Source organism: Pseudomonas siliginis, from assembly GCF_024072275.1.
In the GTDB taxonomy this organism is placed as follows: domain Bacteria; phylum Pseudomonadota; class Gammaproteobacteria; order Pseudomonadales; family Pseudomonadaceae; genus Aquipseudomonas; species Aquipseudomonas siliginis.
In genome coordinates, this window is record NZ_CP099598.1 from 5,209,507 (window position 1) to 5,235,048 (window position 25,542).

Annotated in this window: 30 protein-coding genes; 15 read left to right on the forward strand and 15 right to left on the reverse strand. The window is 61.5% G+C overall.

The annotated features are described in order from the left end of the window. Positions 1 to 158 precede the first annotated feature (158 nt). From NF676_RS23905 to NF676_RS23920, 4 genes are all read left to right on the forward strand, one after another. The gene (locus NF676_RS23905; protein ID WP_016772991.1) at positions 159 to 401 is read left to right on the forward strand and encodes an exodeoxyribonuclease VII small subunit; all 243 of its coding nucleotides are present in this window, start codon (positions 159 to 161) and stop codon (positions 399 to 401) included. Further along, the gene (ispA, locus tag NF676_RS23910) at positions 398 to 1,285 is read left to right on the forward strand and encodes a (2E,6E)-farnesyl diphosphate synthase (RefSeq protein WP_252886863.1); all 888 of its coding nucleotides are present in this window, start codon (positions 398 to 400) and stop codon (positions 1,283 to 1,285) included. Before NF676_RS23905 ends, ispA begins: the two co-directional genes overlap by 4 nt. 91 nt (positions 1,286 to 1,376) lie before the next feature. Further along, positions 1,377 to 3,275 carry a 1-deoxy-D-xylulose-5-phosphate synthase gene (dxs, locus tag NF676_RS23915; protein WP_252886864.1) on the forward strand — a complete coding sequence of 633 codons (1,899 nt, stop codon included), beginning with the start codon at positions 1,377 to 1,379 and terminating at the stop codon, positions 3,273 to 3,275. 140 nt (positions 3,276 to 3,415) lie between these two features. Continuing rightward, complete coding sequence (locus NF676_RS23920) at positions 3,416 to 5,299, forward strand: TonB-dependent receptor domain-containing protein (RefSeq protein ID WP_252886865.1); 1,884 nt, start codon at positions 3,416 to 3,418, stop codon at positions 5,297 to 5,299. Positions 5,300 to 5,435: 136 nt separating this feature from the next. Here the strand turns inward: NF676_RS23920 and NF676_RS23925 are convergent, their stop codons facing one another. The 12 genes from NF676_RS23925 to nrdR all read right to left on the reverse strand — a co-directional run bounded on the left by NF676_RS23925 (position 5,436) and on the right by nrdR (position 14,241). Beyond that, positions 5,436 to 6,236: a cobalamin-binding protein gene (locus NF676_RS23925; RefSeq protein WP_252886866.1), complete on the reverse strand. Its 801-nt coding sequence runs from the start codon at positions 6,234 to 6,236 to the stop codon at positions 5,436 to 5,438. Then, positions 6,236 to 6,655 carry an MFS transporter gene (locus tag NF676_RS23930; protein ID WP_252886867.1) on the reverse strand — a complete coding sequence of 140 codons (420 nt, stop codon included), beginning with the start codon at positions 6,653 to 6,655 and terminating at the stop codon, positions 6,236 to 6,238. The genes NF676_RS23925 and NF676_RS23930 overlap by 1 nt, the downstream gene beginning before the upstream one ends. Beyond that, a complete protein-coding gene (gene ribA / locus NF676_RS23935) occupies positions 6,652 to 7,269 on the reverse strand; it encodes a GTP cyclohydrolase II (protein WP_041477692.1) in 618 nt (205 codons plus the stop codon). The genes NF676_RS23930 and ribA overlap by 4 nt, the downstream gene beginning before the upstream one ends. A 234-nt stretch (positions 7,270 to 7,503) precedes the next feature. Next, a complete protein-coding gene (locus tag NF676_RS23940; protein ID WP_252886868.1) occupies positions 7,504 to 8,241 on the reverse strand; it encodes a substrate-binding periplasmic protein in 738 nt (245 codons plus the stop codon). Between the two features lie 25 nt (positions 8,242 to 8,266). Further along, positions 8,267 to 8,770, reverse strand: coding sequence for a phosphatidylglycerophosphatase A family protein (locus NF676_RS23945; RefSeq protein ID WP_039761886.1), 504 nt, complete (start codon positions 8,768 to 8,770; stop codon positions 8,267 to 8,269). Then, positions 8,767 to 9,732: a thiamine-phosphate kinase gene (gene thiL, locus NF676_RS23950; protein WP_252886869.1), complete on the reverse strand. Its 966-nt coding sequence runs from the start codon at positions 9,730 to 9,732 to the stop codon at positions 8,767 to 8,769. The genes NF676_RS23945 and thiL overlap by 4 nt, the downstream gene beginning before the upstream one ends. Positions 9,733 to 9,759: 27 nt before the next feature. Further along, the gene (gene nusB / locus NF676_RS23955) at positions 9,760 to 10,260 is read right to left on the reverse strand and encodes a transcription antitermination factor NusB (RefSeq protein ID WP_024014489.1); all 501 of its coding nucleotides are present in this window, start codon (positions 10,258 to 10,260) and stop codon (positions 9,760 to 9,762) included. Next, a complete protein-coding gene (ribH, locus tag NF676_RS23960) occupies positions 10,257 to 10,733 on the reverse strand; it encodes a 6,7-dimethyl-8-ribityllumazine synthase (protein WP_003228649.1) in 477 nt (158 codons plus the stop codon). The genes nusB and ribH overlap by 4 nt, the downstream gene beginning before the upstream one ends. 90 nt (positions 10,734 to 10,823) lie before the next feature. Further along, entirely contained in the window at positions 10,824 to 11,915 is a 1,092-nt protein-coding gene (ribBA, locus tag NF676_RS23965; protein ID WP_039761895.1) for a bifunctional 3,4-dihydroxy-2-butanone-4-phosphate synthase/GTP cyclohydrolase II, read from the reverse strand. A gap of 21 nt (positions 11,916 to 11,936) precedes the next feature. Beyond that, positions 11,937 to 12,599: a riboflavin synthase gene (locus NF676_RS23970; RefSeq protein WP_016772981.1), complete on the reverse strand. Its 663-nt coding sequence runs from the start codon at positions 12,597 to 12,599 to the stop codon at positions 11,937 to 11,939. A 47-nt stretch (positions 12,600 to 12,646) separates the two neighbouring features. Then, on the reverse strand, positions 12,647 to 13,780 hold the full coding sequence (gene ribD, locus NF676_RS23975; protein WP_252886870.1) for a bifunctional diaminohydroxyphosphoribosylaminopyrimidine deaminase/5-amino-6-(5-phosphoribosylamino)uracil reductase RibD: 1,134 nt from the start codon (positions 13,778 to 13,780) through the stop codon (positions 12,647 to 12,649). Continuing rightward, the gene (gene nrdR / locus NF676_RS23980) at positions 13,777 to 14,241 is read right to left on the reverse strand and encodes a transcriptional regulator NrdR (protein ID WP_007910946.1); all 465 of its coding nucleotides are present in this window, start codon (positions 14,239 to 14,241) and stop codon (positions 13,777 to 13,779) included. Before nrdR ends, ribD begins: the two co-directional genes overlap by 4 nt. 128 nt (positions 14,242 to 14,369) lie before the next feature. Here nrdR and NF676_RS23985 point away from each other — a divergent pair, with 128 nt between their 5' ends. The 3 genes from NF676_RS23985 to trxA all read left to right on the forward strand — a co-directional run bounded on the left by NF676_RS23985 (position 14,370) and on the right by trxA (position 16,539). After that, the gene (locus tag NF676_RS23985) at positions 14,370 to 14,834 is read left to right on the forward strand and encodes a YbaY family lipoprotein (protein ID WP_024014493.1); all 465 of its coding nucleotides are present in this window, start codon (positions 14,370 to 14,372) and stop codon (positions 14,832 to 14,834) included. Further along, positions 14,831 to 15,484 (forward strand): class I SAM-dependent methyltransferase, encoded by a 654-nt coding sequence (locus NF676_RS23990; protein ID WP_056790733.1) that lies wholly within the window; start codon positions 14,831 to 14,833, stop codon positions 15,482 to 15,484. Before NF676_RS23985 ends, NF676_RS23990 begins: the two co-directional genes overlap by 4 nt. A 182-nt stretch (positions 15,485 to 15,666) precedes the next feature. After that, positions 15,667 to 16,539 carry a thioredoxin gene (gene trxA, locus NF676_RS23995; protein WP_056790736.1) on the forward strand — a complete coding sequence of 291 codons (873 nt, stop codon included), beginning with the start codon at positions 15,667 to 15,669 and terminating at the stop codon, positions 16,537 to 16,539. 4 nt (positions 16,540 to 16,543) lie between these two features. Here the strand turns inward: trxA and NF676_RS24000 are convergent, their stop codons facing one another. After that, positions 16,544 to 16,903 carry a hypothetical protein gene (locus NF676_RS24000; RefSeq protein WP_056790738.1) on the reverse strand — a complete coding sequence of 120 codons (360 nt, stop codon included), beginning with the start codon at positions 16,901 to 16,903 and terminating at the stop codon, positions 16,544 to 16,546. Between the two features lie 135 nt (positions 16,904 to 17,038). Here NF676_RS24000 and NF676_RS24005 point away from each other — a divergent pair, with 135 nt between their 5' ends. The 8 genes from NF676_RS24005 to NF676_RS24040 all read left to right on the forward strand — a co-directional run bounded on the left by NF676_RS24005 (position 17,039) and on the right by NF676_RS24040 (position 23,442). After that, a complete protein-coding gene (locus NF676_RS24005; RefSeq protein WP_252886871.1) occupies positions 17,039 to 17,620 on the forward strand; it encodes a PAAR domain-containing protein in 582 nt (193 codons plus the stop codon). Continuing rightward, the gene (locus NF676_RS24010; protein ID WP_095181933.1) at positions 17,617 to 18,564 is read left to right on the forward strand and encodes a CHAP domain-containing protein; all 948 of its coding nucleotides are present in this window, start codon (positions 17,617 to 17,619) and stop codon (positions 18,562 to 18,564) included. The genes NF676_RS24005 and NF676_RS24010 overlap by 4 nt, the downstream gene beginning before the upstream one ends. After that, positions 18,561 to 19,127, forward strand: coding sequence for a hypothetical protein (locus tag NF676_RS24015; RefSeq protein ID WP_024014498.1), 567 nt, complete (start codon positions 18,561 to 18,563; stop codon positions 19,125 to 19,127). The genes NF676_RS24010 and NF676_RS24015 overlap by 4 nt, the downstream gene beginning before the upstream one ends. A gap of 155 nt (positions 19,128 to 19,282) precedes the next feature. Then, the gene (locus NF676_RS24020; protein ID WP_041477685.1) at positions 19,283 to 19,876 is read left to right on the forward strand and encodes a DUF2796 domain-containing protein; all 594 of its coding nucleotides are present in this window, start codon (positions 19,283 to 19,285) and stop codon (positions 19,874 to 19,876) included. A gap of 139 nt (positions 19,877 to 20,015) precedes the next feature. Next, the gene (locus NF676_RS24025; protein WP_076567723.1) at positions 20,016 to 20,726 is read left to right on the forward strand and encodes an ABC transporter ATP-binding protein; all 711 of its coding nucleotides are present in this window, start codon (positions 20,016 to 20,018) and stop codon (positions 20,724 to 20,726) included. Position 20,727: 1 nt separating this feature from the next. Further along, the gene (locus tag NF676_RS24030; RefSeq protein ID WP_024014501.1) at positions 20,728 to 21,993 is read left to right on the forward strand and encodes an ABC transporter permease; all 1,266 of its coding nucleotides are present in this window, start codon (positions 20,728 to 20,730) and stop codon (positions 21,991 to 21,993) included. A gap of 11 nt (positions 21,994 to 22,004) precedes the next feature. Continuing rightward, positions 22,005 to 22,523 carry a DUF3299 domain-containing protein gene (locus tag NF676_RS24035; protein ID WP_024014502.1) on the forward strand — a complete coding sequence of 173 codons (519 nt, stop codon included), beginning with the start codon at positions 22,005 to 22,007 and terminating at the stop codon, positions 22,521 to 22,523. Between the two features lie 220 nt (positions 22,524 to 22,743). Next, a complete protein-coding gene (locus tag NF676_RS24040; protein ID WP_095181936.1) occupies positions 22,744 to 23,442 on the forward strand; it encodes an OmpW/AlkL family protein in 699 nt (232 codons plus the stop codon). 184 nt (positions 23,443 to 23,626) lie between these two features. On the opposite strand, the gene NF676_RS24045 is transcribed toward NF676_RS24040, so the two are convergent. Together NF676_RS24045 and NF676_RS24050 are read right to left on the reverse strand one after the other, a co-directional pair. Beyond that, positions 23,627 to 24,559 carry an NAD-dependent epimerase/dehydratase family protein gene (locus NF676_RS24045; protein WP_217852887.1) on the reverse strand — a complete coding sequence of 311 codons (933 nt, stop codon included), beginning with the start codon at positions 24,557 to 24,559 and terminating at the stop codon, positions 23,627 to 23,629. Beyond that, positions 24,552 to 25,436, reverse strand: a complete 885-nt coding sequence (locus NF676_RS24050) for a sugar nucleotide-binding protein (protein ID WP_041477681.1) — start codon at positions 25,434 to 25,436, stop codon at positions 24,552 to 24,554. Before NF676_RS24050 ends, NF676_RS24045 begins: the two co-directional genes overlap by 8 nt. Positions 25,437 to 25,542: the final 106 nt, after the last annotated feature.

A 25,542-nucleotide genomic window follows, 5' to 3' on the forward strand; every position in this document is an offset into this window, starting at 1 on the left:
ATCGGTTGTCTGGTTTTAGGGTTGCTACGCAACCCAGCGGGGATAAATCCCCTCGCCACGGGGTCATGTGCGCGGCTTTGGGTGGGGCGTCTCATTTGCCCATACCCCCCCTATCTGCTAGTGTCGCGCCGGTTTAACGTCTACCGGAAATTGCCGCCATGGCCCGCAAAAAAGCTGCACTGGATTTCGAACAATCCCTCGCCGACCTGCAAACACTGGTCGAGCGTCTGGAAAACGGTGAATTGTCGCTGGAAGACTCGCTGACCGCTTTCGAGCAGGGCATCGGGCTGACCCGTGACTGCCAGGCGGCGCTGGCCCAGGCCGAGCAGAAAGTGCAGGTGCTGCTGGAGCGCGATGGCGAGCTCGCCGAGGAACCCTTCGACGCGGATGAGCCAGAATGATCGCGGCGTATTCGGCGAGCAGTCAGGCCCGGGTCAACGCGGCGCTGGAAACGCTGTTCAACGCGCCGCTGCCGGAACTGGCGCGGCTCTACGAAGCGATGCGCTACAGCGTGATGAACGGCGGCAAGCGCGTGCGCCCGTTGCTGGCTTACGCGGCGTGCGAAGCCCTCGGCGCAAAGGCTGAACAGGCCAGCGGCGCGGCCTGTGCGGTCGAGTTGATCCACGCCTACTCGCTGGTGCATGACGATTTGCCGGCGATGGACGATGACGATCTGCGTCGCGGCCAGCCGACGACCCACAAGAAATTCGACGAAGCCTGTGCGATTCTCGCCGGTGACGGCTTGCAGAGCCTGGCCTTCAGCGCCCTGCTCGACCCGCGCCTGAGCGAATGCAGCAGCGAAATCCGTCTGCAGATGGTCACAGCGCTGGCCCACGCAGCCGGTCCGGCGGGCATGGTCGGTGGCCAGGCCATTGATCTCGGTTCGGTCGGTCTCAAGCTCGATCAAACAGCCCTGGAACAGATGCACCGACACAAGACCGGCGCGCTGATTGAGGTCAGCGTCAAGCTTGGTGCCCTGGCCAGCGGCCGCGCCCAGCCTGATCAGCTGCAGGCATTGCAGACTTATGCACAGGCCATCGGCCTGGCCTTTCAGGTGCAGGACGACATCCTCGACGTGGAAAGCGATACCGCTACCCTCGGCAAACGTCAGGGCGCCGACATTGCCCGGGACAAACCGACCTACCCGGCCCTGCTCGGCCTCGACGCTGCCAAGGCCTACGCTCTGGAACTGCGCGATCAGGCCTTGCAGGCGCTGCGACCGTTTGACGCGGCCGCCGAGCCGCTGCGCGAGCTGGCGCGGTATATCGTCGAGCGGCGCAACTGACGGCGTATCGGCCAAAAAAGACCAACGCGTGGGCAGGGGCCGATGCATCAGGTAAACTGCCGCATCTTTTATACCTATAACGATTCGCCTGATGCCCACGACGTTTCATGAGATTCCCCGCAAGCGCCCGACCACGCCCCTGCTCGACCGCGCGAACACGCCGGACGGCCTGCGCCGGTTAGGCGAAGCCGAGCTGGAAACCCTGGCCGATGAGTTGCGCCTGGAATTGCTCTACACGGTCGGCCAGACCGGTGGGCATTTCGGTGCCGGCCTGGGCGTGATCGAGCTGACCATCGCGCTGCATTACGTCTTCGACACCCCTGACGACCGTCTGCTGTGGGACGTCGGGCATCAGGCGTATCCGCACAAGATCCTCACCGGTCGCCGCGAGCGCATGGCCAGCCTGCGTCAGAAGGACGGCATTGCCGCGTTCCCACGCCGCTCCGAGAGCGAGTACGACACCTTTGGCGTCGGCCACTCCAGCACCTCGATCAGCGCTGCGCTGGGCATGGCCATTGCTGCCCGCCTGCAGGACAGCGATCGCAAGGCCATTGCCGTGATCGGCGACGGCGCGCTGACCGCCGGCATGGCCTTCGAGGCGCTCAACCATGCGCCGGAAGTGAACGCCAACATGCTGGTGATTCTCAACGACAACGATATGTCGATCTCGCGCAACGTCGGCGGGCTGTCGAATTATCTGGCGAAGATCCTTTCCAGCCGCACCTACGCAAGCATGCGCGAGGGCAGCAAGAAAGTCCTTTCGCGCCTGCCCGGCGCCTGGGAAATCGCCCGTCGTACCGAAGAATATGCCAAAGGCATGCTGGTCCCCGGCACCCTGTTCGAAGAGCTGGGCTGGAATTACATCGGCCCGATCGACGGCCACGATCTGCCAACCTTGATCGCCACCCTGCGCAACATGCGCGATCTCAAAGGCCCGCAGTTCCTGCACATCGTCACCAAAAAAGGCAAAGGCTTCGCCCCGGCGGAAGTTGACCCGATCGGCTACCACGCCATCACCAAACTCGAACCACTGGACGCCCCGGCCGCCGCGCCGAAAGCCGCCAGCGGGCCGAAGTATTCGGCGGTGTTCGGCGAGTGGCTGTGCGACATGGCGGCGGCTGACGCTCGCCTGGTCGGGATCACCCCGGCGATGAAGGAAGGCTCGGATCTTGTGGCGTTCAGCGAGCGCTTCCCCGAGCGTTATTTCGACGTGGCGATTGCCGAGCAGCACGCGGTCACTTTCGCCGCCGGCATGGCCTGCGAAGGCGCGAAACCGGTAGTGGCGATCTACTCGACATTCCTGCAACGCGGTTACGACCAATTGGTACACGACGTCGCCGTGCAGAACCTCGACGTGCTGTTCGCCATTGACCGCGCTGGCCTGGTCGGCGAAGACGGCCCGACCCACGCTGGCAGCTATGACCTGTCCTACCTGCGCTGCATCCCGGGCATGCTCATCATGACCCCGAGCGATGAAAACGAATTGCGCAAAATGCTCACCACCGGCCACCTCTACAACGGCCCGGCGGCAGTGCGTTACCCGCGTGGCAGCGGGCCGAATGCAGTCATTGAAAAAGATCTCGAAGCGATCGAAATCGGCAAGGGCATCGTCCGTCGTCAGGGCAGCAAGGTCGCCATGCTGGTGTTCGGCGTGCAACTGAGCGAAGCCTTGAAAGTCGCCGAGAAGCTCGACGCCACCGTGGTCGACATGCGTTTCGTCAAACCGCTGGATGAAGCGCTGGTGCGCGAGATCGCCGGCAACCACGAGTTGCTGGTGACCATCGAAGAGAACGCAATCATGGGCGGCGCCGGTGGCGCGGTCAGCGAATTCCTCGCCCGCGAGAACATCCTCAAGTCGATGCTGCATCTGGGCTTGCCGGACATTTACGTCGAGCATGCGAAACCGGCGCAGATGCTTGCCGAGTGCGGGCTGGATGAGGCCGGGATCGAAGCGTCGGTTCGCCAGCGCCTGGCATTGCTCGCCCAATAAACGCAATACCCTTGTGGGAGCGAGCCTGCTCGCGAAAGCGGACTGTCAGTCACAGACGAACTGACTGATACACCGCCTTCGCGAGCAGGCTCGCTCCCACATTTGATTTGTGTACACCTGAAACTCCCGTTGGACTGTCCATGAACCTCTCGCGCCTCGCCCTGCCCCTCCTCCTGCTGCCAACCGCCAGCGCCCTTGCCGATACATTCGAGCGCGATCAGGCGCTGAAGCTGCCGGACACGTTGATCAGCGCCAATCGTCAGGTCGAGGCGCGCAACGACAGCAGCGCCGCCAACACCGTGTTCACCCGCGAAGACATTGATCGCCTGCAACCAAGCGACGTGCCCGATCTGCTGCGTCGCGTGCCCGGCGTGCAAGTGGCGCAGACTGGCGGGCGCGGCAGTCTGCCGGGGATCTACATTCGCGGCACGCAATCGGCGCAGAGCCTGGTGCTGGTCGATGGCCAGCGCATCGGCAATTCGACTTCCGGCGACAGCAATCTGCAACATCTGAACATCGAGCAGATCGAGCGCGTCGAAGTGCTGCGTGGTTCACGCTCGGTGATTTACGGCAGCGACGCGATTGGCGGGGTAATCCAGATCTTCACCCGACGCGGCACTGGGCAAGGCTTGCAGCCACGCCTGCATCTGGGCTTCGGCAGTCAGCAGACATGGGAGCGCAGCCTCGGCTTGTCCGGCGGCGACGAGAAGACCCGCTTCAACCTCGGCGCCAGCCTCGACGAAACGGCCGGGATCGACCGTACTCACGATTCGTATCCAAGCGACAGCGACCATGACGCCTACCGCAACAAATCCCTCAGCCTGAGCCTCAGCCACGCGCTGAACGAGGACATCGAAATCGGCGCCAATCTGCTGGATAACCGTGGCAGGAGCGAATTCGACAATCCGTTCGGCCGCTTCGACATGGACACGTTTGAGTCGGTGCAACAGCAGCCGTACAGCGACTTCAATATCAGTAGCGTGAGCAGTTACGTCGATGCGCCGGTCAACGAAACCTGGAAAACCCGCGTCGAATTCGGCCACAGCGAAAACCGCGAAAAGACCTTCGACAAGCTCAGTGACGAGCGCACGGTGTTCAACACCTATCGCGACTCAGTGAACTGGCAGAACGACCTGACGCTCGACCCGCGCAACAGCCTGATCCTCGGTGGTGACTGGTACGAAGACCGGATCAACAGCAGCACTGCGTTCGACGAGGACAGCCGCTGGAATCGCGCAGCCTTTATCCAGCATCATTATCAGGCCGACAGCTTCTCCACCGAGATCGGCCTGCGCCACGACGACAACCAACAGTTCGGCCGCCAGAACACTTGGAGCGGCACTTTCACCCTGCCGCTCAATCCGGATAACGACGTGCTGCTGAGCTACAGCGAAGGTTTCCGCGCGCCGACCTTCAACGACCTGTACTACCCGGATTTCAGCAATCCCGACCTGAAACCGGAAACCTCAAAAAGCTACGAACTGCAATGGCGCAGCCAATTGAGCGACAGCGCGCGGCTCGAGGCCTCGATTTACCGCACCGATCTGCAAGACGCGATCATCTTCGGTAGCAACTCACGCCCGCAGAACGTTGCGTCAGCGCGCATCAACGGTTTTGAAGCAGCGCTGAAGCAGGAGCTGTTTGGCTGGCAGAGCAATCTCGGCGTGGCGATCATTGATCCGCGAGATCGCGATACCGGGCATACGCTGGCGCGACGGGCGCGGCGCACGGCCAGTTGGGATCTGGATCGGCAGTTCGATCGCTTGGGTCTCGGCGCCAGTTGGCAATTGGTCAGTGGCAGTTACGACGACTTGAACAACACCCAGTCGCTGGGCGGCTACGGCACGCTCGGGCTGCGCAGCAGTTGGGCGCTTACTCGTGAGATCAAGCTGGATCTGAAGGTGGATAACCTGCTGGACAAGGGTTACAGCCGGGCGAACTACAGCTATGACGGCGCGCAGTATGGCTATCGCGAAGAAGGTCGGGCGTGGATGTTCGGGGTGACCTGGACCCCTGAACTCTGAGCTGAGATTTTTTTGGCGGGCTGGCCTCTTCGCGAGCAGGCTCGCTCCCACAGTTGACGGAGTGCGGCCACACCTTTTGTTTTCACCGCAAGTCCAGTGTGGGAGCGAGCCTGCTCGCGAATACAGGCGATACGATCTACCGATCCGGCGCGATCAATTGGCAAAGCTTGGCAGTCGCGCTGATCATCTGCCCGCTCGGTCGCTCAAGGCCTTTGTCAGTGACCAATAGCAGTCTCCCCTGCCTGACCGCCGCCACCTGCGGCCAGGCCTTCCACTCCCCTAGCTGGGCCTGATCACCGGCGACAATCACCTCGGGATCACGCTGCAATACCGCCTCGATACTCACCTGTGGTGCCGGCAGATTCAGCTCGGCGAAGATATTGCGCGCGCCGCACACCTCAAGCGCATCGCTGATGATCTGCCCTCCCCCGACGGTGTACAGCGGCTTGTCCCAGACCTGATAAAACACCCGCAGCGGCACATCACGACGATAACGCTGGCGCAGATCATTCAGTTGCTCTCGCAATTCGGCCGCTCGTTTCGCCCCACGTTCTGGACGCCCGAGCTGTTCGGCAATGGCTTCGATCTGCGTCGCCAGTTGCGTCAACGTGTGCGGCTCGGCGACGAAGGTCGGAATGTTCAGACGTTTGAGCTGATCACGCTGCCCGGCGCCGACGCTGCCGGGCCAGAGCAGCAGCAAATCCGGTTTCAGGCTGAGCAAGCGCTCCATGTCGAGCTGACCGTAGCGCCCCACAGACGCAACATCGGCAATTGCCGGCGGCCGCTCGCCCGCATCCAGCACGCCGACCAACAGGTCGGCAGAGTCCAGTTCAACGACGATTTCGGAAAGCGACGGCGCGAGGCTGACCACCCGCAATGCGGCCGGCACCTGACTGCTCAGGGCGAGCAGCACAACCGCCAGCCACAGGCGAGGCATCAAACTAGTTGACGCGGAATACGGTAGAGGTAGAACAGCACGGCGGTAGACAGCGCCAGCAGCATCAACGGCACGGCTTCGAGGCCGACGAACACCGCCAGCGCGCCAATCCACGCCGGCAAAGACGCCACCAGCAACGCTGCACGCCGACGCGCCGCAAGGGCAATCCAGGCGGCGGGTTCTTCAGCGGTATCGAGGGCTTTTTGCGTGGCGATCAACGCGTGTTTGTAGCGAGCGAAATACTTGAGGCTGACAAACATCGAGGCGACGCCAGCGATGAACAAAGGCATCGCCAGCACTGGCAACAGGCCCTGGCCTTCACCGAACAGCGCGTTGAGCACGAACAGCGGCAACAGCGCCAGCGCCAGGTATTGCCACCAGGCCACCGACAACCGCCGCCGCACCTGGCCGCGGGTCACGCGCGGTCGGCCTCGCCCTGATGCTCGTTGCCCATCATGTGGTCGAGCTTGCTGGCCTTGGTCGCCAGGTAGAGTTTGTTGTGCGGATTGTGCCCGGTGTGCAGCGGCACGCGTTCGGCGACGACGATGCCCATGTCGGTCAGCGCTTTGACCTTGCGCGGGTTGTTGGTCATCAAGCGCAGGGATTTCACGCCCAGGTGTTCGAGCATCGGCAGGCACATGGCGTAGTCGCGCTGATCGGCGGCAAAGCCCAGACGCTCGTTGGCTTCCACGGTGTCAGCGCCGCCATCCTGCAACTCGTAGGCACGGATCTTGTTCAGCAGACCGATGCCGCGCCCTTCCTGACGCAGATACAGCAGCACGCCACGGCCTTCGCGGGCGATCGCCTGCAGCGCGGCTTCCAGTTGCGAGCCGCAGTCACAACGCTGGCTGAACAAGGCATCGCCGGTCAGGCATTCGGAATGCAGACGACCGAGTACCGGGGCGCCATCGGCAATTTCACCGAGGCTCAGCACGACGTGCTCACGCCCGGTGCTCTCATCGAGAAAGCCGTGCATGGTGAATTGCGCAAAAGGCGTTGGCAGCTTGGAAGCGGCGACGAAGACGACAGGCACCGATGTGCTCCTGATCTAGAAGACTGAAAATTCGCAGGCGGGCATTGTAACAGCAGGTTCCTGTAGACGCTTAGGCTGAATTATCGGGCATAAACATCAAAAAGTTTGATGACAGCTGCCATGCGCTGGTCCTCTGTGGGAGCGAGCCTGCTCGCGAAGGCGGCGTGTCAGTCGATTCAAATGCGGCTGAACCAATGCCTTCGCGAGCAGGCTCGCTCCCACAGGACATTGTGATCATTTTGGATCAAACGGATACGGCTGCTTCCACCTCTCGAAGACCGGCTTCAGCTCTCCGCTCTTGACCAGTTCCGCCATGCGCCGGTCATACAGCGCCATCAACGCGCGAGCCTGTGGGGTATCGGCGAAACCGAGAAACAGCGGCAACTCAGCCAGATGCGAATAGCGATACTGCGCCGGATCCGCGGCATCGCGCACGACCGCTTCAATCTCGGTCAGCGCATCGATGTAGTAATCCGCCCGCCCCTGCTTGAGCATCAGCAGAATGCCGGTGCGCCGTTCGATCTGGTTGAAGCGCTGGATGTTCGGCAAGTAGTTTTCGTAACGGTAGCCGCGCACCCAGGCCAAACGGTATCTGCCCAGGGTCGCCAGGGTCGGCGGCGGGCTGCTGGCCAGGCCCAGCGCGTAGATGTGATCAGAATCGAACTTCGATTGCGGGTACAGCACGTGCTCGGCTTCGTCACGGTAGGAGCCAACCAGTGCGTCGACTTCCTTCAACTGCACCAGCCCGATCGAACGGGTGTACGGCACCGTGCGGATATCCAGCTTGACCCCGGCCGGCTCGAACACTTTGCGCAACACGTCCCAGGCCAGACCGTGACCATCGGCGGCGGTGTAATCCTCCCAGTCTTCGCTGGCCAGGTGGATGACCGCAGGCACAGGCGCGGCGGCCTGCGCGTGGGCGAACGTGCCCAGCAGAGCCAGAAGCAGCAGCGCCAACCCGCGTCGCAGCATTGCGTGGTTCCTCACGTGAGTCGAATCAGGCGAATACCCATACCAGCCCTTGCATCGCCAGCCAGGCGAACACACCGGCCAGCACGTCGTCGAGCATGATGCCGACGCCGCCATGCACATGCTTGTCGATCCAGCGGATCGGCCACGGCTTGAGAATATCGAAGAAGCGGAACACCAGAAAACCCGCGAGCAACCAGTACCAGCCTTCCGGCACCAGCCACAGGGTGATCCACATGCCGACCATTTCATCCCAGACGATGCCTTCGTGGTCGTGAACGCGCAAATCGTCAGCGACTTTGCCGCACAGCCAGAAGCCGAACAGCATGGTGATGCCGAGCATCAGCCAGTAGCCCCAGTCGGGCAGCATCTGCCACAACGGAATGAACGGCAGCGCCACCAGCGAGCCCCACGTGCCCGGGGCTTTTGGCAACGTGCCGGAGCCGAAGCCGAACGCGAGGAAATGCCACGGATTGCGCCAGACCGAAGGAGGCACGAATTCGGCAGGAACCTGTTTCGGGTGATCTGTCACGGTGTCTCCTGAAAATGTTGGTAGCCGCGAATCTGCGGAGTGATGTCGCGTCGGTCGCGGTCCAGCAGCACCACGCCCTGGCCCGGCAGCACTCGCCCGATCACATGGATCGGCCAGCCGTCGGCCAGCAGTGCCGGCAACTCGGCGGACGGCAAGGTGAAGGCCAGTACGTAATCATCACCACCGCTCAATGCCGCGCGCTCGGCACCGCGCTGGCCGAGAAACGCGACTAAAGCATCCGACAACGGTACACGCTCGCGTTCAATCTCAAGTCGCACCTTCGACGCCAGCGCGATATGCCCGCAATCGGCGAGCAGGCCGTCGGAGATGTCCAGTGCCGCCGTGGCCTTGCCGCGCAGGGCCTGACCGAGCGCCAGTTGCGGTTGTGGCGACCAGTAATGCTCGAGCAGCGGCTGGGCGATATGCGCTTCGGCATCACGTTGAGCCAATACCAGCGGCAAGGCGCCGGCAGCATTGCCCAGTTCGCCGCCGACGCAGAGCAGATCACCGGCCTGCGCACCGCTGCGGGTCAAGGCCTGGCCAGCGGGTACGCGGCCGAAAACGGTGACCGTCAGGCTCAACGGCCCGCGCGTGGTGTCGCCGCCGACCAGGGCAACGCCGCAGCTTTGCGCCATGCGGTTCAAACCCCGGGCATAGGCTTGCAGCCAATCGGCGGTTACCGTCGGTAAGGTCAGGGCAAGGGTGAAGGCAACGGGCGCGGCGCCCATGGCGGCCAGGTCACTGACCGCGACGGCCAGCGAGCGCTGACCGAGCAGAAACGGATCGCAGGGGTCGGCGAAATGCACACCGGCCACCAGCGTATCGGTGGAAACCGCCAGCTGTTCCCCTGCGGGAACCGCCAGCAAGGCGCAGTCGTCGCCGATCCCCAGAGCAACGCCTTCGCCGCCCTGCGCACAAGGCGCGGCGGCGAAGAAATTGCGGATCAGCTCAAACTCGCCCATGGCCGAGAAAAAGTATTCAAGCGCCGATCAGCGCTTGAACGCCTTCACTTCAGCTTCACGCAGGCGCGGGGCCAGCTTGTCGAGCACACCGTTGACGAACTTGTGGCCGTCGGTCGAACCGAACACCTTGGCCAGTTCGATACCTTCGTTGATCACAACGCGGTACGGCACGTCGACGCGCTTGAGCAGTTCCCAGGTCGACAGGCGCAGAACCGCCAGTTCAACCGGGTCCAGCTCTTCGATCGCCAGATCCAGGCACGGCGTCAGGGCGGTGTCGATTTCGGTCTTGAACTGCGGAACCCCGTGAAGGATTTCACGGAAGTAGGCACCGTCAACATCGGTGAAATCGTTATCAACGCGAAACTGCGCTTCGATCTCGTTCAGCGATTGCCGGGCCATATGCCACTGGTACAGCGCTTGAGTCGCGAGCTGACGGGCTTCGCGACGCTTGGCGCTTTTCGACGGCTTGCCGGCATCCGCAGGTTTCGGATCGCGCGGGTTGAAACGATCGCTTTCGTCGCTAATCACTTGGCCTCCAACTGCGCCAGCAGGCTGACCATTTCCAGAGCGGACAGGGCAGCTTCGGCACCTTTGTTACCGGCCTTGGTGCCGGAACGTTCGATGGCTTGCTCAATGGAATCGACGGTCAGCACGCCGAACGCGACCGGTACGCCGAACTCCATGGAGACCTGGGCCAGGCCTTTGGTGCACTCGCCAGCCACGTATTCGAAGTGCGGAGTACCGCCACGAATGACCGCGCCAAGGGCGATGATCGCTGCGAACTCGCCTTTCTGGGCGACTTTCTGCGCAACCAGCGGGATTTCGAAGGCGCCTGGTGCGCGGATGATGGTGATGTCGCTTTCGCTCACGCCGTGGCGAACCAGGGCATCAACGGCACCGCTGACCAGGCTTTCAACCACGAAGCTGTTGAAGCGGCCCACTACCAGAGCGTAGCGGCCTTTAGGGGCGATGAAGGTACCTTCGATGGTCTTCAGGGTCATTCGTCAGTTCTCTTAAAGAGCCGGGACGCGTCTGCTACGCGCCCCTCAGTGATTATTTGCCGCGAATCGGAGTCCGGAAACAGCCGGTCATTATTCGGAGGGCACGTATTCTACAACTTCCAGATCGAAACCGGATATCGCATTGAACTTCATTGGTGCCGACATCAAGCGCATTTTGCGCACGCCGAGGTCACGCAGGATCTGCGAACCGGCACCGACAATGCTGTAAGTGGTCGGTTTTTTTGGCGCTGCCTGCTCACCGGTTTCACGGATATGCGCCAGCAGCACGTCACCATCAAGCGGGTGACCGAGCAGCAGCACCACACCGCTGCCGGCCTCGGCGACCGCAGCCATGGCGGCGCGCAGGCTCCAGCGGCCCGGTTGCTTGACCATCAGCAGATCGCGCAGCGGATCCATGTTGTGCACGCGAACCAGCGTCGGCTCCTCAGCGCAGACAGTGCCCAGCGTCAGGGCCATGTGCACGTCGCCTTCCACCGAATCACGATAGGTCACCAGGTTGAATTGGCCCAGTTCGCTATCCAGCGGCTGCTCGGCAATCCGCTGAACGGTACGTTCGTGGATCATCCGGTAGTGAATCAGGTCGGCGATGGTGCCGATCTTGATGTTGTGTTCGGCGGCGAATGCTTCGAGTTCAGCGCGACGGGACATGGTGCCGTCGTCGTTCATCACTTCGCAGATCACTCCGCTCGGCTCGAAACCGGCCATGCGCGCCAGGTCGCAAGCGGCTTCGGTGTGGCCGGCGCGAGCGAGGGTGCCGCCGGCCTGGGCCATCAGCGGGAAAATGTGACCCGGGCTGACGATGTCTTCAGCCTTGGCGTCTTTGGCGGCTGCCGCTTGCACGGTGCGCGCGCGATCGGCGGCGGAGATGCCGGTGGTCACGCCTTCGGCGGCTTCGATCGAAACGGTGAACTTGGTGCCGAAACCGGAACCGTTGCGCGGCGCCATCAGCGGCAGCTTCAACAGTTCGCAGCGCTCGCGGCTCATCGGCATGCAGATCAGGCCACGGGCGTGCTTGGCCATGAAGTTGATGTGTTCGGCCTGGCAGCATTCGGCGGCCATGATCAGGTCGCCTTCGTTCTCGCGGTCTTCGTCATCCATGAGGATGACCATCTTGCCTTGGCGGATGTCTTCAACCAGTTCTTCGATGCTATTGAGCGCCACAAGGCACCCCCTTCTTTTGAATTATTTGAGGTAGCCGTTTTGGGCCAGAAAGCTTTCGGTGATGGTGCTGCCGGCGGTCTTTTCCGCAGCCTTGTCACCCAGCAGCAGACGCTCCAGATAACGCGCCAGCAGGTCGACTTCCAGATTCACCCGGCGGCCCGGCTTGTATGAAGCCATGATGGTTTCGCTGAGGGTGTGCGGAATGATCGTCAGCATGAATTCGGCGCCATCGACTTCGTTCACGGTCAGGCTGGTGCCGTCGACGGTGATCGAGCCTTTATGGGCGATGTACTTGGCCAGCTCTTTCGGCGCGCGGATGCGAAATTCCACGGCGCGGGCATTGTCGCTGCGCGATACCACTTCGCCGACACCATCGACGTGACCGCTGACCAAGTGCCCGCCGAGGCGGGTGGTCGGGGTCAGGGCTTTTTCCAGATTGACCGGGCTGCCGCTTTTCAGGTCATTCATGGCGGTGCAATCAAGGGTTTCGCGGCTGACGTCGGCGGCAAAGCCGTCGCCCGGCAACTCGACGGCGGTCAGGCAAACGCCGTTGACCGCGATGCTGTCGCCGAGTTTGACGTCGCTCAGATCGAGCTTGCCGGTTGCGACGTGCACCCGCACATCACCGCCCTTTGGGGTCAGTGCGCGGATACTGCCGATGGATTCGATGATGCCGGTGAACATGGGGTTCTCCTTGAGAACGAGGCCAGCGCTAACGCAATGGCCGGGAATTATACGCGGGCTGCAGGGACAGGGATCGCAGTGACTCGCCAGTCATCGCCCACCGCGCGGATTTCAGTGATTTTCAGTTCCGGCGCTTCTTTCATCTGCGCCAGCGGCCAGTCGAGCAGCGGACGCGCCGTGGAGCCGAGGAATTTGCCGGCAATGAAGATCACGAATTCGTCGACCAGACCCAATTGCGCAAAGGCACCGGCCAGACGCGGCCCGGCCTCGACCAGCACCTCGTTGGTGCCTCGATTGGCCAGTTCGATAAGCAATTGATGCAGATCGACCTGGCCGTCGGCACCCGGCACGATCAGGCATTCCGGGCCATTGGCATATTGCTCTTCCACCGCGACACAAGTGGCGACCAGTGCCGGCCCGGCCTTGAAGAACGGCGCATCCAGCGGCACTCGCAGGCGGCCATCGATCAACACCCGCAATGGTGGGCGACTCATGGCCAGCGCTGTTTGCTCGCTGTCGAGACCGAGTTCGTCCGCGCGTACGGTCAAGCGTGCGCCATCGGCCAACACCGTGTCAGCGCCGGTCAGCACCACCGCCGCCTCAGCGCGCAAACGCTGCACCGCCGAACGCGCCGCCGGGCCGGTGATCCATTGGCTCTCGCCGCTTTCCATCGCCGTGCGCCCGTCGAGGCTCATGGCCAACTTGACCCGCACGAATGGCAAGCCGAACTCCATGCGTTTCAGAAAACCTTGATTGAGCTTGCGTGCTTCCGCTTCCAGCACCCCACTTTCAGTGGCGATACCGGCCTCGGCCAGGCGCTGCAAACCGCGTCCGGCAACTTGTGGATTGGGATCACGCATCGCCGCCACGACCCGGGCAACGCCAGCGGTCACCAAGGCGTCGGCGCACGGCGGCGTGCGTCCGTGATGGCTGCAAGGTTCGAGGGTCACATACGCCGTCGCGCCCCGGGCCTGCTCGCCGGCGGCGCGCAGGGCATGGACTTCGGCATGGGGTTCGCCGGCGCGCTCATGCCAGCCTTCCCCGACAATCTGGCCGTCACGCACCACCACACAACCGACCCGTGGATTGGGATGGGTGGTGTAGTGGCCCTTGCGCGCCAGTTCCAGCGCGCGCGCCATGAAATGCGCGTCGAGGATCGCCTGCTCGGCGGCGGTGGTCATTCTTTCACCGGTTCGCGGGCGAGGCGGTCGATCTCTTCGCGGAATTCATTGAGGTCCTGGAAGCGCTTGTACACCGAAGCGAAGCGGATGTAGGCGACTTCATCAAGCTTTTGCAGCTCGGCCATGACCAGTTCGCCGACCACGAGGGACTTGACCTCGCGCTCGCCGGTGGCGCGCAGCTTGTGCTTGATGTGGACCAGAGAGGATTCGAGGCGCTCGACGCTGACCGGACGTTTCTCCAGCGCGCGTTGCATGCCGGCGCGGAGTTTTTCTTCGTCGAACGGTTGGCGGCTGCCGTCGGTTTTGATCAGGCGCGGCAACACCAGTTCGGCCGTCTCGAACGTCGTGAATCGTTCGCCGCAGGCCAGGCATTCACGCCGGCGGCGCACCTGTTCGCCCTCGGCGACCAGACGCGAGTCGATGACCTTGGTGTCGTTGGCACCGCAGAAGGGACAGTGCATGGTGGCTGGCAACAAAAAATGGGAGGGCCATGGTAGCGCATCCCCGTGGCAAGACAAGCCATAGGCTTTGCGGTATACAGAACGGCATGATCGTCTGATCCATGGAATTCATTCTGCCGGAGCCTCCAATGCCGTTACGTCCGCTCGTTCTGCTCAGTCTTTTCAGCCTGCTGGTGGCCTGTGGCAGCGACGCACCCAAGCCGCAACCGCCGACCCCAGGCCCCGCGCCGCAGCAGGCGCAGAAAAAAGCCAAAGAGGCTGCCGAACTCGGCCCGCTGCCGGCGCATCAGCGCGAATTGAGCGGCAGCCTGCAAGGGGTGCCGGCCGGCGCCGAAGTCGAACTGGCGCTGCTGGTGATCGATGAAAAGGATCGCCCGCAACAATTGCTCGCCAGTTCCAGCCTGATCGGCAACAACCAGATCCTGCCGTTTCACCTGCGCTTCAACCCCGAGGCGTTTCCGGCCGGCGCACGGGTTGAGCTGCGCGGTCGCGCGAGCCAGTCCGGACAACTGATTCTGCACCTGCCATCGCAGACCATCACTCAACCGACCACTCAGGCGTTGGGCCAGCTGCAATTCGTCAAAGCGCCATGACAGCACCGCTCGACCTGCAACAGGCCTTGGGGGAATTGCTCGGCGACGCCAGACTGAAAGCCTGCGCGTTGCCGGGCACCGATTTGCAGCTGTGGTTGATCGACGGCGACAACATGGCCCGCGAATTCAGCCAGGAAGAAACCCAGCGCATCCTGCATGAACCGCCCTATTGGAGCTTTTGCTGGGCCAGCGGCTTGGCCGTGGCGCGTTATCTGGCACAGTTTCCAGAGTGGGTGCGCGGCAAGCGCGTGCTGGATTTCGGCGCCGGCTCCGGGATTGCCGGTATCGCGGCGGTGAAGGCCGGGGCGCTGGAAGTGGTGGCCTGCGATCTCGATCCGTTGGCGATCGCCGCTTGCCGGGCAAATGCCGAGCTCAATGCTGTGCAGATGAGCTACTCGACGGATTTCTTTGCCGAGGCCGATCGCTTCGATCTGATTCTGGTTGCCGACGTGTTGTATGACCGGGCGAACTTGCCGCTGCTCGACGCGTTTCTCAGTCGCGGACGCGAGGCGCTGGTGGCGGATTCACGGGTGCGGGATTTTCGGCATCCGTTGTATGAACGGATCGAGATGCTGGAGGCGATGACCCTCCCCGATCTGGCCGAGCCCGAAGAATTCAGACATGTCAGCCTCTACCATGCACGGCGCTAGCTAAAAGCTTCGCGAGCAGGCTCGCTCCCACACTGGATCTGTGCCGTTCATAAATCCCCTGTGGGAGCGAGCCTGCTCGCGAAGGCGTCCGCCCATGCAACACACCTCTCGACCCGCCCCGCTTCCGGCCACCCCCCACCAAGCCTTATAGTTGCCCCATCCACGCTTTGACGAGATCCCCCATGAGTGAGCAAACGCCGTATATCTTCGACGCCACGACTGCCGATTTCGACCAGTCGGTGATCGAAGCCTCCTTCAACAAACCAGTGCTGGTGGATTTCTGGGCCGAATGGTGTGCGCCGTGCAAGGCGTTGATGCCGATGCTGCAAGGCATTGCCGAGAGCTATCAGGGCGAGTTGCTGCTGGCCAAGGTCAATTGCGACATCGAGCAGGACATCGTCGCCCGCTTCGGCATTCGCAGCCTGCCGACCGTGGTGCTGTTCAAGGACGGTCAGCCGGTCGATGGCTTTGCCGGGGCACAACCGGAATCCGCCGTGCGCGCCCTGCTCGAACCGCATGTGCAGATGCCGCCACCGGCCGCTGCCGACCCGTTCGAACAGGCTCAGGCGATGTTCGACGAAGGTCACTTCGCCGAGGCGGAAGCGGCGCTGGTGACCCTGCTCAATGAAGACAATACCAACGCCAGGGCGCTGATCCTTTACGCACGCTGCCTGACCGAACGCGGTGAGCTGGGCGAAGCGCAAACCGTGCTCGACGCGGTCAAGAGCGATGAGCACAAAGCCGCACTCGCTGGGGCCAAGGCGCAGATCCAGTTCCTCGGCCTCGCCCGCGACCTGCCGGACGCCGCCGACCTGAAAAGCCGCCTGGCGCAAAATCCGCAGGATGATGAAGCGGTGTACCAACTGGCGATCCAGCAACTGGCGCGCCAGCAATACGAAGCGGCGCTGGACGCCTTGCTCAAACTGTTCATCCGCAACCGCAGCTACGGCGAAGGCTTGCCGCACAAGACCTTGCTGCAGGTGTTCGAACTGCTGGGCAATGATCATCCGTTGGTGACGGCTTACCGTCGCAAAGTGTTTGCGGCGCTGTATTAAGGCCTTACCCGATCCAGCTATAGAGCGGCGTATCCCCGCCGCTCGCCACTTTCACATCGGAACTGTGGCGCAAGCGCACGAGCAAACGCTTGCCCGCCACCGCACTGCCGGTCAGCGCTTCCAGTTGATCGAGCAGATCCGGTCCACTGAGTTGCCCGGCCTTACGCAGCAAGTCTTTGGCCACCTGCCACAGCGCATCGTCCTGATTCACCGGCTTCGCCGCCGGGGCCGACGCCACTGCCTCGGACTGCGCGACCGGCGCCTGCCCGCTCAGCGCCGAACCCAGCCTGGCCCAATCGCTGTCATCCAGCTCCACCGTCAAATCCACCGGCACCTCGCCGACCGTTCCGCGTATCCGCAACATCAAGTTCGCTCCTGCACTTTTCTGACCTGCATGCTCCCATGGGACTTGTGCAACGCCAAGTAAAGGGCGCCAAACACATCTGGTAATTCCCGGTTAATCGGCTAAATTAATCTCTTTTTGCGGGAAGGATTCCCAATGTCTTCAGGACGAAAACTGGCCTCTAAAGGAGGCCCGACCTCTACAGGTGGCGTGATACTTGAAGGAAATGAGAACCTCAATATCGAAGGAAGAATAATCGCTTCCATTGGACAACTCGCCAGTTGTCCGGTCTGTGGGCCTGGCAAAGGCCCCATCGTAGCAGTGGGTGAAAGAACGCTGATTTTACCTGCCGGACCAGCTGCGCTAGAGGGTGACTACGTCGCCTGCGGTTGTCCGCCCATGACCAATAAGCTGCTCACTCAGCAACACAGTGGTTTCGCAGGAATTGGCCGGCCCGCTCCAATTGACATGGGGCCACCGATTGCTGCCCTGACCTCTTATCGCTACTTGCAGGTCATCATCGAACGCCTTAATGACACGGAAAAGCCAGGTTTGGCTTACAAACTCAAGGACAAGGCGAAGGTTGCCGTTTTACAAGACAGCACTTGCAACCTCACAGGCGAAGGCTGCGAACACCCGGTAAAAAACGCTTCGGATTACGACACCCTGTTGGTAGGGGAAGATTCCGAATGGACTTTCTATGCCTATGAAGAGCCCCTGACACAGGATTTGTCATGAAATCGGAAATCAAACTCATCTTTAAAGACTTTCTGATGCAGCCACCGCCAGGCGTAAAATTTCAGCTGCTTATCGACGGTCAGGTCGTAGATGACAACATCGTTCAAAACGATGACAGGCCTCGCATTTATTCATTGATATCCAAAAACGGCCAGATCGCTATAACGCTCGCGGGCAAGGAACTACCGTCGATCAAAACCCGAGACACCCACGAAGTGACGGTTCAGATTGTGGGGAACTCCGGTACAAAAAAAGGTATGCACACTGCTACGTTGAATCCAGGGAAGTCTCTTTCGATCGTAGCGATATCACCGTGGGTAAAAGTCCCGCTAACGACCAGCGGCGCTGTCTCGAACGACGCATTCTACGAAGTCGAATATGGTGTGAAACGTACAAATGAAACCCGAACGGTGAAAGTCGTCATTCAGGACATGCCGCGCAGGATACTGATGGAGGCGCTGTCACACCGGGGATCAACACAGTGGGCAGGGAATAAAAGCAAAAAGTCGCTGCCACACCCTACTCTCAGCCAGAGCGTGGAATTTCCACCAAACACAAATAAATGCAATCTGTTCGTCTACGACGTGCTGACCGCAATTGGGGTCAACGTGGCGTTGATTGAACATGGCAAATCGAAATACCTGCCATATTTCTCCAAGGTTAGTCCTCCGCTCGCGGGTGAATGGGCGAATGGACAACGATTGCTCAACAGCTGGAAAGTCGAGCGCACGCCGTTGCCCGGGGACGTCGGCGCTTACGCAATGAATTATTCCGACGCCAGCGGCCATGTCGGCTTCGTTCTAACGAAGGGCGTATGCATTTCTGCAGGGTGGGAAAAAGTTGAAGTTAACGACGCAGGTTTTCGCCATGCGACCGGCAATGCAAATCCCAGCGACCATGACTTCACTATTTTCCGACGCTACAAACACAGCACGCCACAATGAAACGCCCTTATTCGCTCCTCCTCATAATTCCGTTTTTGCTCATCGTGGCATGGCGCATCTGGTTGCCTGCCGATCTTTCGGCTTGTCCCGCTGACGGGGAAACTGCAGGTCCACTGACCCTTGTTATTCGTGATTACTTTGAGCGCAATAGCCGGACCGACTGGCGAGACATGGATGATCGTTTCGACATACTTTCAACCCCCGAAGGCCAGAGCATAGCGAGTCAACCGAATTCACACACTTGCGAAGCATTGCGGGTACTGCAGAGTCCGGCGTTCAGTCAGAGTGAAAAAATCTTCACCATGGCACTTATGTTCAGACTGCCAATCGACCAGTACATGGCCCTGATGGATCGCAGTCATCAACTCTACACGCAGGGCAAAATGGATAAGGAGGTGCTGACTCTGGTGGTATTTCCGCGCGGAACAGCCATCAACTACTGGTGGCTTCCGGCTTGGCGACAGCGTTTCAGTCGCGATGCCCCGAGCGTGCTCGACGCAAATCTGATCAACGATGTCCTTTCGGGACACTATTGGTTCGACTATCCCGGCGCAGGCTTCTGATTCTGCAAGCATGACATTCAATCCCAGCACCGCCCGCGACCTCATCCCGGGCGGTGCTTAGCCATGTCTTGCGCAATCTCAAGCGCACGGGCACACTCTGCGCACTTTCGTTATAAGATTACATAACAAACTTTTCATTTTTCTCGGAGTCCGTCATGCGTCGTTTGCTGCTCGCTTTGCCGTTTGCCCTGTTGCCGCTGGCCGCTGCTCATGCGGTGGATGAGCACGATCACGATCATGAGCACGGCAGCCTCGGCGCCCATGAGCATGGTGTGGGTCGCCTGAATGCCGCGCTCGATGGTCAGACCCTGGAGCTGGAGCTGGAAAGCCCGGCGATGAATCTGGTGGGTTTTGAACACGCCGCGACGTCGGATGCCGACAAGGCCAAAGTCGCTGCCGCTCGTGCGCAGCTGGAAAAACCATTGGCCCTGTTCAGCCTGCCCGCTGCGGCCGGCTGCAAGGTGGTCAGCCAGGAACTGGAAAGCCCGCTGTTCGGCGACAAGCCGGACGCCGACGATCACGACGAAGATGAAGCGGACAAGGACGGTCACGAGCATCACCACGACCACAGCGAAATCCACGCGCATTACCAATTCAGCTGCGCCACACCGGGCGCGCTGAACACGCTGAATCTGGCAAACATCTTCAAGACCTTCCCGGCGACACAGAAGATTCAGGTACAACTGATCAGCGCGACCGGCCAGCAAGGTACCGAAGTGACGGCCAAGTCAGCTGCGCTGAAATTCTAGGATCCACCGAAATCCCCTGTGGGAGCGAGCCTGCTCGCGAAGGCGGCGTGTCAGTTGACAGGTGGGTGTCTGACCCAGCGCTTTCGCGAGCAGGCTCGCTCCCACAGGGTTATGTGTTCACTTCATGAAAATCGGTGCCATGACCCAAGCACTCATCGAACTTTCCGACCTTGGCTTCAACTGGCCCGGTCACCCGCCGCTGCTGGACATCCCGGCGTTTCGTCTGGAAGCCGGCGAAACCCTGTTTCTCAAAGGCCCCAGCGGCAGTGGCAAGACCACGCTGCTCGGCCTGCTTGGCGGGGTGCAGAAGCCCAATCGGGGCAGCATTCGCCTGCTCGGCCAGGAGCTGACCGAGCTTTCTGCCGGCAAGCGCGATACGTTTCGTGTCGATCACACTGGCTACATTTTCCAGCAATTCAACCTGCTGCCGTTTCTCTCGGTGCGCGAGAACGTTGAGTTGCCGTGTCATTTTTCAAAACTGCGTGCGCAACGGGCGAAACAGCGCCACGGCAGCGTCGATCAAGCCGCCGCCACGTTGCTCGCCCACCTGGGTCTGAAAGACGAAAGCATCCTCAGCCGCCGCGCCGACTCGCTGTCGATCGGCCAGCAACAACGGGTCGCCGCCGCACGCGCATTGATCGGCCAACCGGAGCTGGTGATCGCCGACGAACCGACCTCGGCGCTGGATTACGACGCCCGCGAAAACTTCATTCGCCTGCTGTTTGCCGAGTGCCGCGAGGCCGGATCGAGTCTGTTGTTCGTCAGCCATGACCAGAGCCTGGCGCCGCTGTTCGACCGTCATCTGTCCCTGGCCGAACTCAATCGCGCCGCCACGTCCGCCGAGGTCTGAGATGTATCTGTTTCGTCTGGCCATGGCCAGCCTGGCCAACCGCCGTTTCACCGCATTGCTCACCGCCTTTGCCATTGCCCTGTCGGTGTGCCTGCTGCTCGCCGTCGAGCGCGTGCGCACCGAAGCCAAGGCCAGTTTCGCCAGCACCATCAGCGGTACTGACCTCATCGTCGGCGCTCGTTCGGGGTCGGTAAACCTGCTGCTGTATTCGGTGTTCCGCATCGGCAACGCTACCAACAACATCCGTTGGGACAGCTTTGAACACTTCGCCAACAACCCGAAAGTGAAGTGGGCAATCCCCATGTCCCTGGGCGATTCCCATCGCGGCTATCGCGTGATGGGCACCACCGAAGCCTATTTCGAGCACTACCAGTACGGGCGCCAGCAACACCTGGCGCTGGCCGACGGTCGCGCGTTTGCCACCGATCCTTTCGAAGTGGTGCTCGGTGCCGAAGTCGCCGAAGCGCTGCACTACAAGCTCGGCGACAAACTGGTACTGGCCCACGGCGTGGCGGCGATCAGCCTGGTCAAACACGACGACAAACCGTTCACCGTGGTCGGCATCCTCCAGCGCACCGGCACCCCGGTGGACCGCACGCTGCACATCAGCCTCGGCGGCATGGAGGCGATCCACATCGACTGGCACAACGGCGTGCCGGCGCGCGGCAACGGCAGGATCAGCGCTGATCAGGCGCGCAACATGGACCTGACGCCGCAAGCGATCACCGCGTTCATGCTCGGCCTCAACAGCAAGATTTCCACCTTTGCCTTGCAGCGCGAGATCAACGAATACCGTGGCGAACCGATGCTGGCGATTCTGCCGGGCGTGGCCTTGCAGGAATTGTGGAGCCTGATGAGTACGGCCGAGAAAGCCTTGTTCGTGGTCTCGCTGTTCGTTGTGCTGACCGGGCTGATCGGCATGCTCACGGCGATTCTCACCAGCCTCAACGAGCGCCGCCGCGAGATGGCGATTCTGCGTTCGGTGGGCGCGCGGCCGTGGCACATCGCAAGTCTGCTGGTGCTGGAAGCTTTCGCCCTGGCCCTGACCGGGGTGATCGCCGGGCTGGCGCTGCTGTACGTCGGCATCGCCGCTGCGCAAGGGTACGTGCAGGCCAATTATGGTTTGTACCTGCCGCTGGCATGGCCGAGCGAGTATGAATGGACGCTGCTCGGTGGCATTCTGGCGGCCGCGCTGCTGATGGGCAGCGTGCCGGCCTGGCGCGCGTATCGCCAATCCCTGGCCGATGGCCTGTCGATCCGTTTATGAGGATGTTCACCATGCCCCGCGCCCTGCTTGCGCTGCTGATGCTGGTCGCCCTGCCCGTGTGGGCAGCGGCGCCGAAAGACCTGACCTGGTCGGAAATGATCCCACCGGACGCCGCGCCGGAAGTACCCAACATGACCCCGCTGCACGACCTGTCGAAGATGGGCGACGCACTCTCTGCCGAGTCCGCTCCGGCGGCCAAGCAGGACATGCCCAATGCACCGGTAGTGAAGAGCCTCGACGGGCAGAACATTCGCCTGCCCGGTTACATCGTGCCGCTGGAAGTCAGCGAAGAGGGGCGCACTACCGACTTTTTGCTGGTGCCGTATTTCGGCGCCTGCATCCACGTACCGCCACCGCCGTCGAACCAGATCGTCCATGTGAAAAGCGAACTGGGCGTGAAGCTTGATGAGCTGTATCAGCCGTATTGGGTTGAAGGACCGTTGCAGGTGAAAGCCTCAAGCAGTGAGCTGGCCGATGCCGGGTATCAAATGGAGGCAGAGAAGATTTATGCGTATGAACTGCCGGAGTGAGTCCCGGTAGTTTTGTATTGGCTGGTCTATCGTCTTCGCGAGCAGGCTCGCTCCCACAGGTGATCACATTCCAAGGTGGGAGCGAGCCTGCTCGCGAATAGGCCCTCAAAGGTTCCACAAAACCCCGCCCCTTCACTGTTTCATTGAGCTGAGTCAAAACACCGTATCAGACGGCTTCGTACCCTAGGACATCGAATTTTTATGTCCTTTCGGAGCCCCCATGAACAAGTCCTTGCTCAGCGCCTCGCTGTTTGCCCTCGCGCTCGCAGCCCCGCTCGCCCACGCCCACGAAGCCGGTGACATTCTCGTGCGCGCCGGCGCGATCACCGTCAACCCGAAGGCCGACAGTTCCAGCGTCAAGGTCGATCAGGGTCCGCTGAGCGGCACTGATCTGGGCGGCAAGGCGACCATGAGCAGCGACACCCAACTGGGTCTGAACTTCGCCTACATGCTCACCAACAACATCGGTATCGAGCTGCTGGCAGCCACGCCGTTCGAGCATGACGTCAAGCTCAAGGGCACCGCCCTGCCCGCCGCCAACGGCAAGCTCGGCACCCTGAAACACCTGCCGCCGACCCTCAGCGTCGTCTACTACCCGCTGGATTCGAAATCGCCTTTCCAGCCGTATGTCGGCGGTGGCATCAACTACACCTGGATCTACGACGAACACGTCGGCAGCGAAGCCAGCGCCAACGGCTTCAGCAACTTCAAGGCGAAAAACTCCTGGGGCCTGGCCTGGCAGGTCGGCGCCGACTACATGATCACCGACAACATCATGCTCAACGCCCAGGTGCGCTATATCGATATCGATACCCGCGCGACCGTCGAGAACAACGCCGTCGCACCGGGCACCCGTGCACGGGTGAATGTGGATGTCGATCCGTTCATCTACATGGTCGGTTTGGGCTATAAGTTCTAAGTCGATTTTTTACTGAACGTTCACGTGGTGGTGAATGAGGCTTGGTGGCGGGCAGGCACAGACCTGACGACGACCGTACGCAGTTGATCGGGGGATAACATTCCCTCGCCACAGGGATAGCAATATTCCGGCCGTGAAAAAGGCGCCTGATGAAGGGCGCCTTTTTCATGTCCGAAAGCTTGTTTCATCCGCGCCCGAGCAAGCGCGCCAAGCCCACACTCATCGGCGTCTGCGGCGGCATTTCGAAGCGCTGCAGCAAGCGTCGGTTATCCGCTCGCGAATGGCGGATATCACCCGAACGCGCCGGCCCGTAACTCACGGGCGGCAGTTCACCGACCACTGATTTCAATGCTTCGAGCATCTGCTTCAGGCTCATCGCCTGATTCCAGCCAACATTGACCGCGCCCTCCTGCACTTCAGGCTTTTCCAGCGCCTGCACCAGCAAATCGACCAGATCACCGACATAAAGAAAATCGCGGGTCTGCTCGCCATCGCCAAACACGGTGATCGGCAAACCTTTCGACGCGCGTTCGCTGAAGATGCTGATCACCCCGGAATACGGCGAGGACGGATCCTGGCGGGGGCCGAAGATGTTGAAGAAGCGGAAAATCGCCGGTTCCAGGCCATGCTGGCGACGGTAGAAATCGAAGTACTGCTCACCGGCCAGTTTGTCCGAGGCATAGGGTGTCAGCGGCGCTTTCGGGGTGTCTTCATCAATCGACTCGCCCTCGCCATTGTTGCCGTACACCGCCGCGCTGGAGGCATACACCACGCGCTTGACCCCGGCCAGACGCATGGCTTCGCAGACATTCAGGGTGCCGATGAAATTGCTCTGATGGGTTTTCACCGGATCGTCCACCGAGGCCTGCACCGAGGCCACGGCCGCCAGATGCGCGACAGCGTTGCAACCTTGCATGGCGCGGGCGACCAAAGCGGCATCGGCGACATCGCCGACCACCAGTTCGACCTTGGGATTGTCCAGCGGCAGGTTGCTGCGCTTGCCGGTCGACAGGTCGTCGAGCACGCGAACCGCATAGCCCTTGGCGAGCAAGGCGTCGGTCAGGTGCGAGCCGATGAATCCTGCTCCGCCGGTGATTAGAACCGTTGCTTCAGCCATGTCGGTAAAACCTGTCCAGTAGACCCGGGAGCGCGGCACGCCAGGCGCGCGGTTTGATCCCGAAAGTGTGGAGAATTTTCTTGCAGGCCAGCACTGCGTGTTGCGGTTCTTCGGCGGCGTCCGGGCGCGCGGCGTGGGCCTGCGCGGTCGGTGCTTCGATCGCCAGCGGATGCAGGCTGCGTGCTTCGGTGAGAATCGCCTGGCCCAGCGCCAGCGGTGTGGTCGCTTCGTGGCCGGCGTAATGGTAAGTGCCCCACAGCGGCGCGGCGCAGTCGAGTTGCTTGAGCACGGAGATGATCACTCGCGCGGCGTCATCGACCGGAGTCGGATTGCCGCGCCGATCATCGGCCAGCAGCAACTCTTCGGGTTTTTCCGCGCGGGCGAGGAAGCGTCCGAGGGTGCCGTCCGGGCTGTCGTCGAGCAGCCAGCCGAAACGCAGCAGTACATGTTGCGGGCAGGTCGCGCGCACACTTTGCTCGATGCGCCACAAGGCCTGACCGCGCAGGCCCAGCGGCACCGGTTCGTCTTTTTCGCTGTAGGCCGTGGCCCGCGAGCCGTCGAACACGCGATAGCTCGACGGCTGCACGAGGACAATGTTGTGGTGCTGGCAAAGTTCGGCCAGACGCTCGATGGCGCGTTCCTGGCCGGTCATGCGGCTTTCGCTGACGCTCTCGGCCTGGAACCAGTCGAAATAGTAGGCGAGGTTGATCAACGCATCGGGACGGGTGTCGTCGAGCAGTTGGGTGAGGCTCGCGGCATCCCAGCCGTTTTCGGGCGGGCGGGGGGCTAGGAAACCGATGTCTTCTTCCGCACCGAGGCGAATCAGCGCCTGCCCAAGGGCATTTCCGCCGCCCAGTAACATAAGGCGCATTCGCATAGAGTCAGCAGGCCCAGTCTGATTGGAACGATGGCTTTAGCGACGGTTCTCGTGGAACCGTCGTCGATAATTGCCGGAATCGTTGCATTTTGCGGGTTTAGTGCGC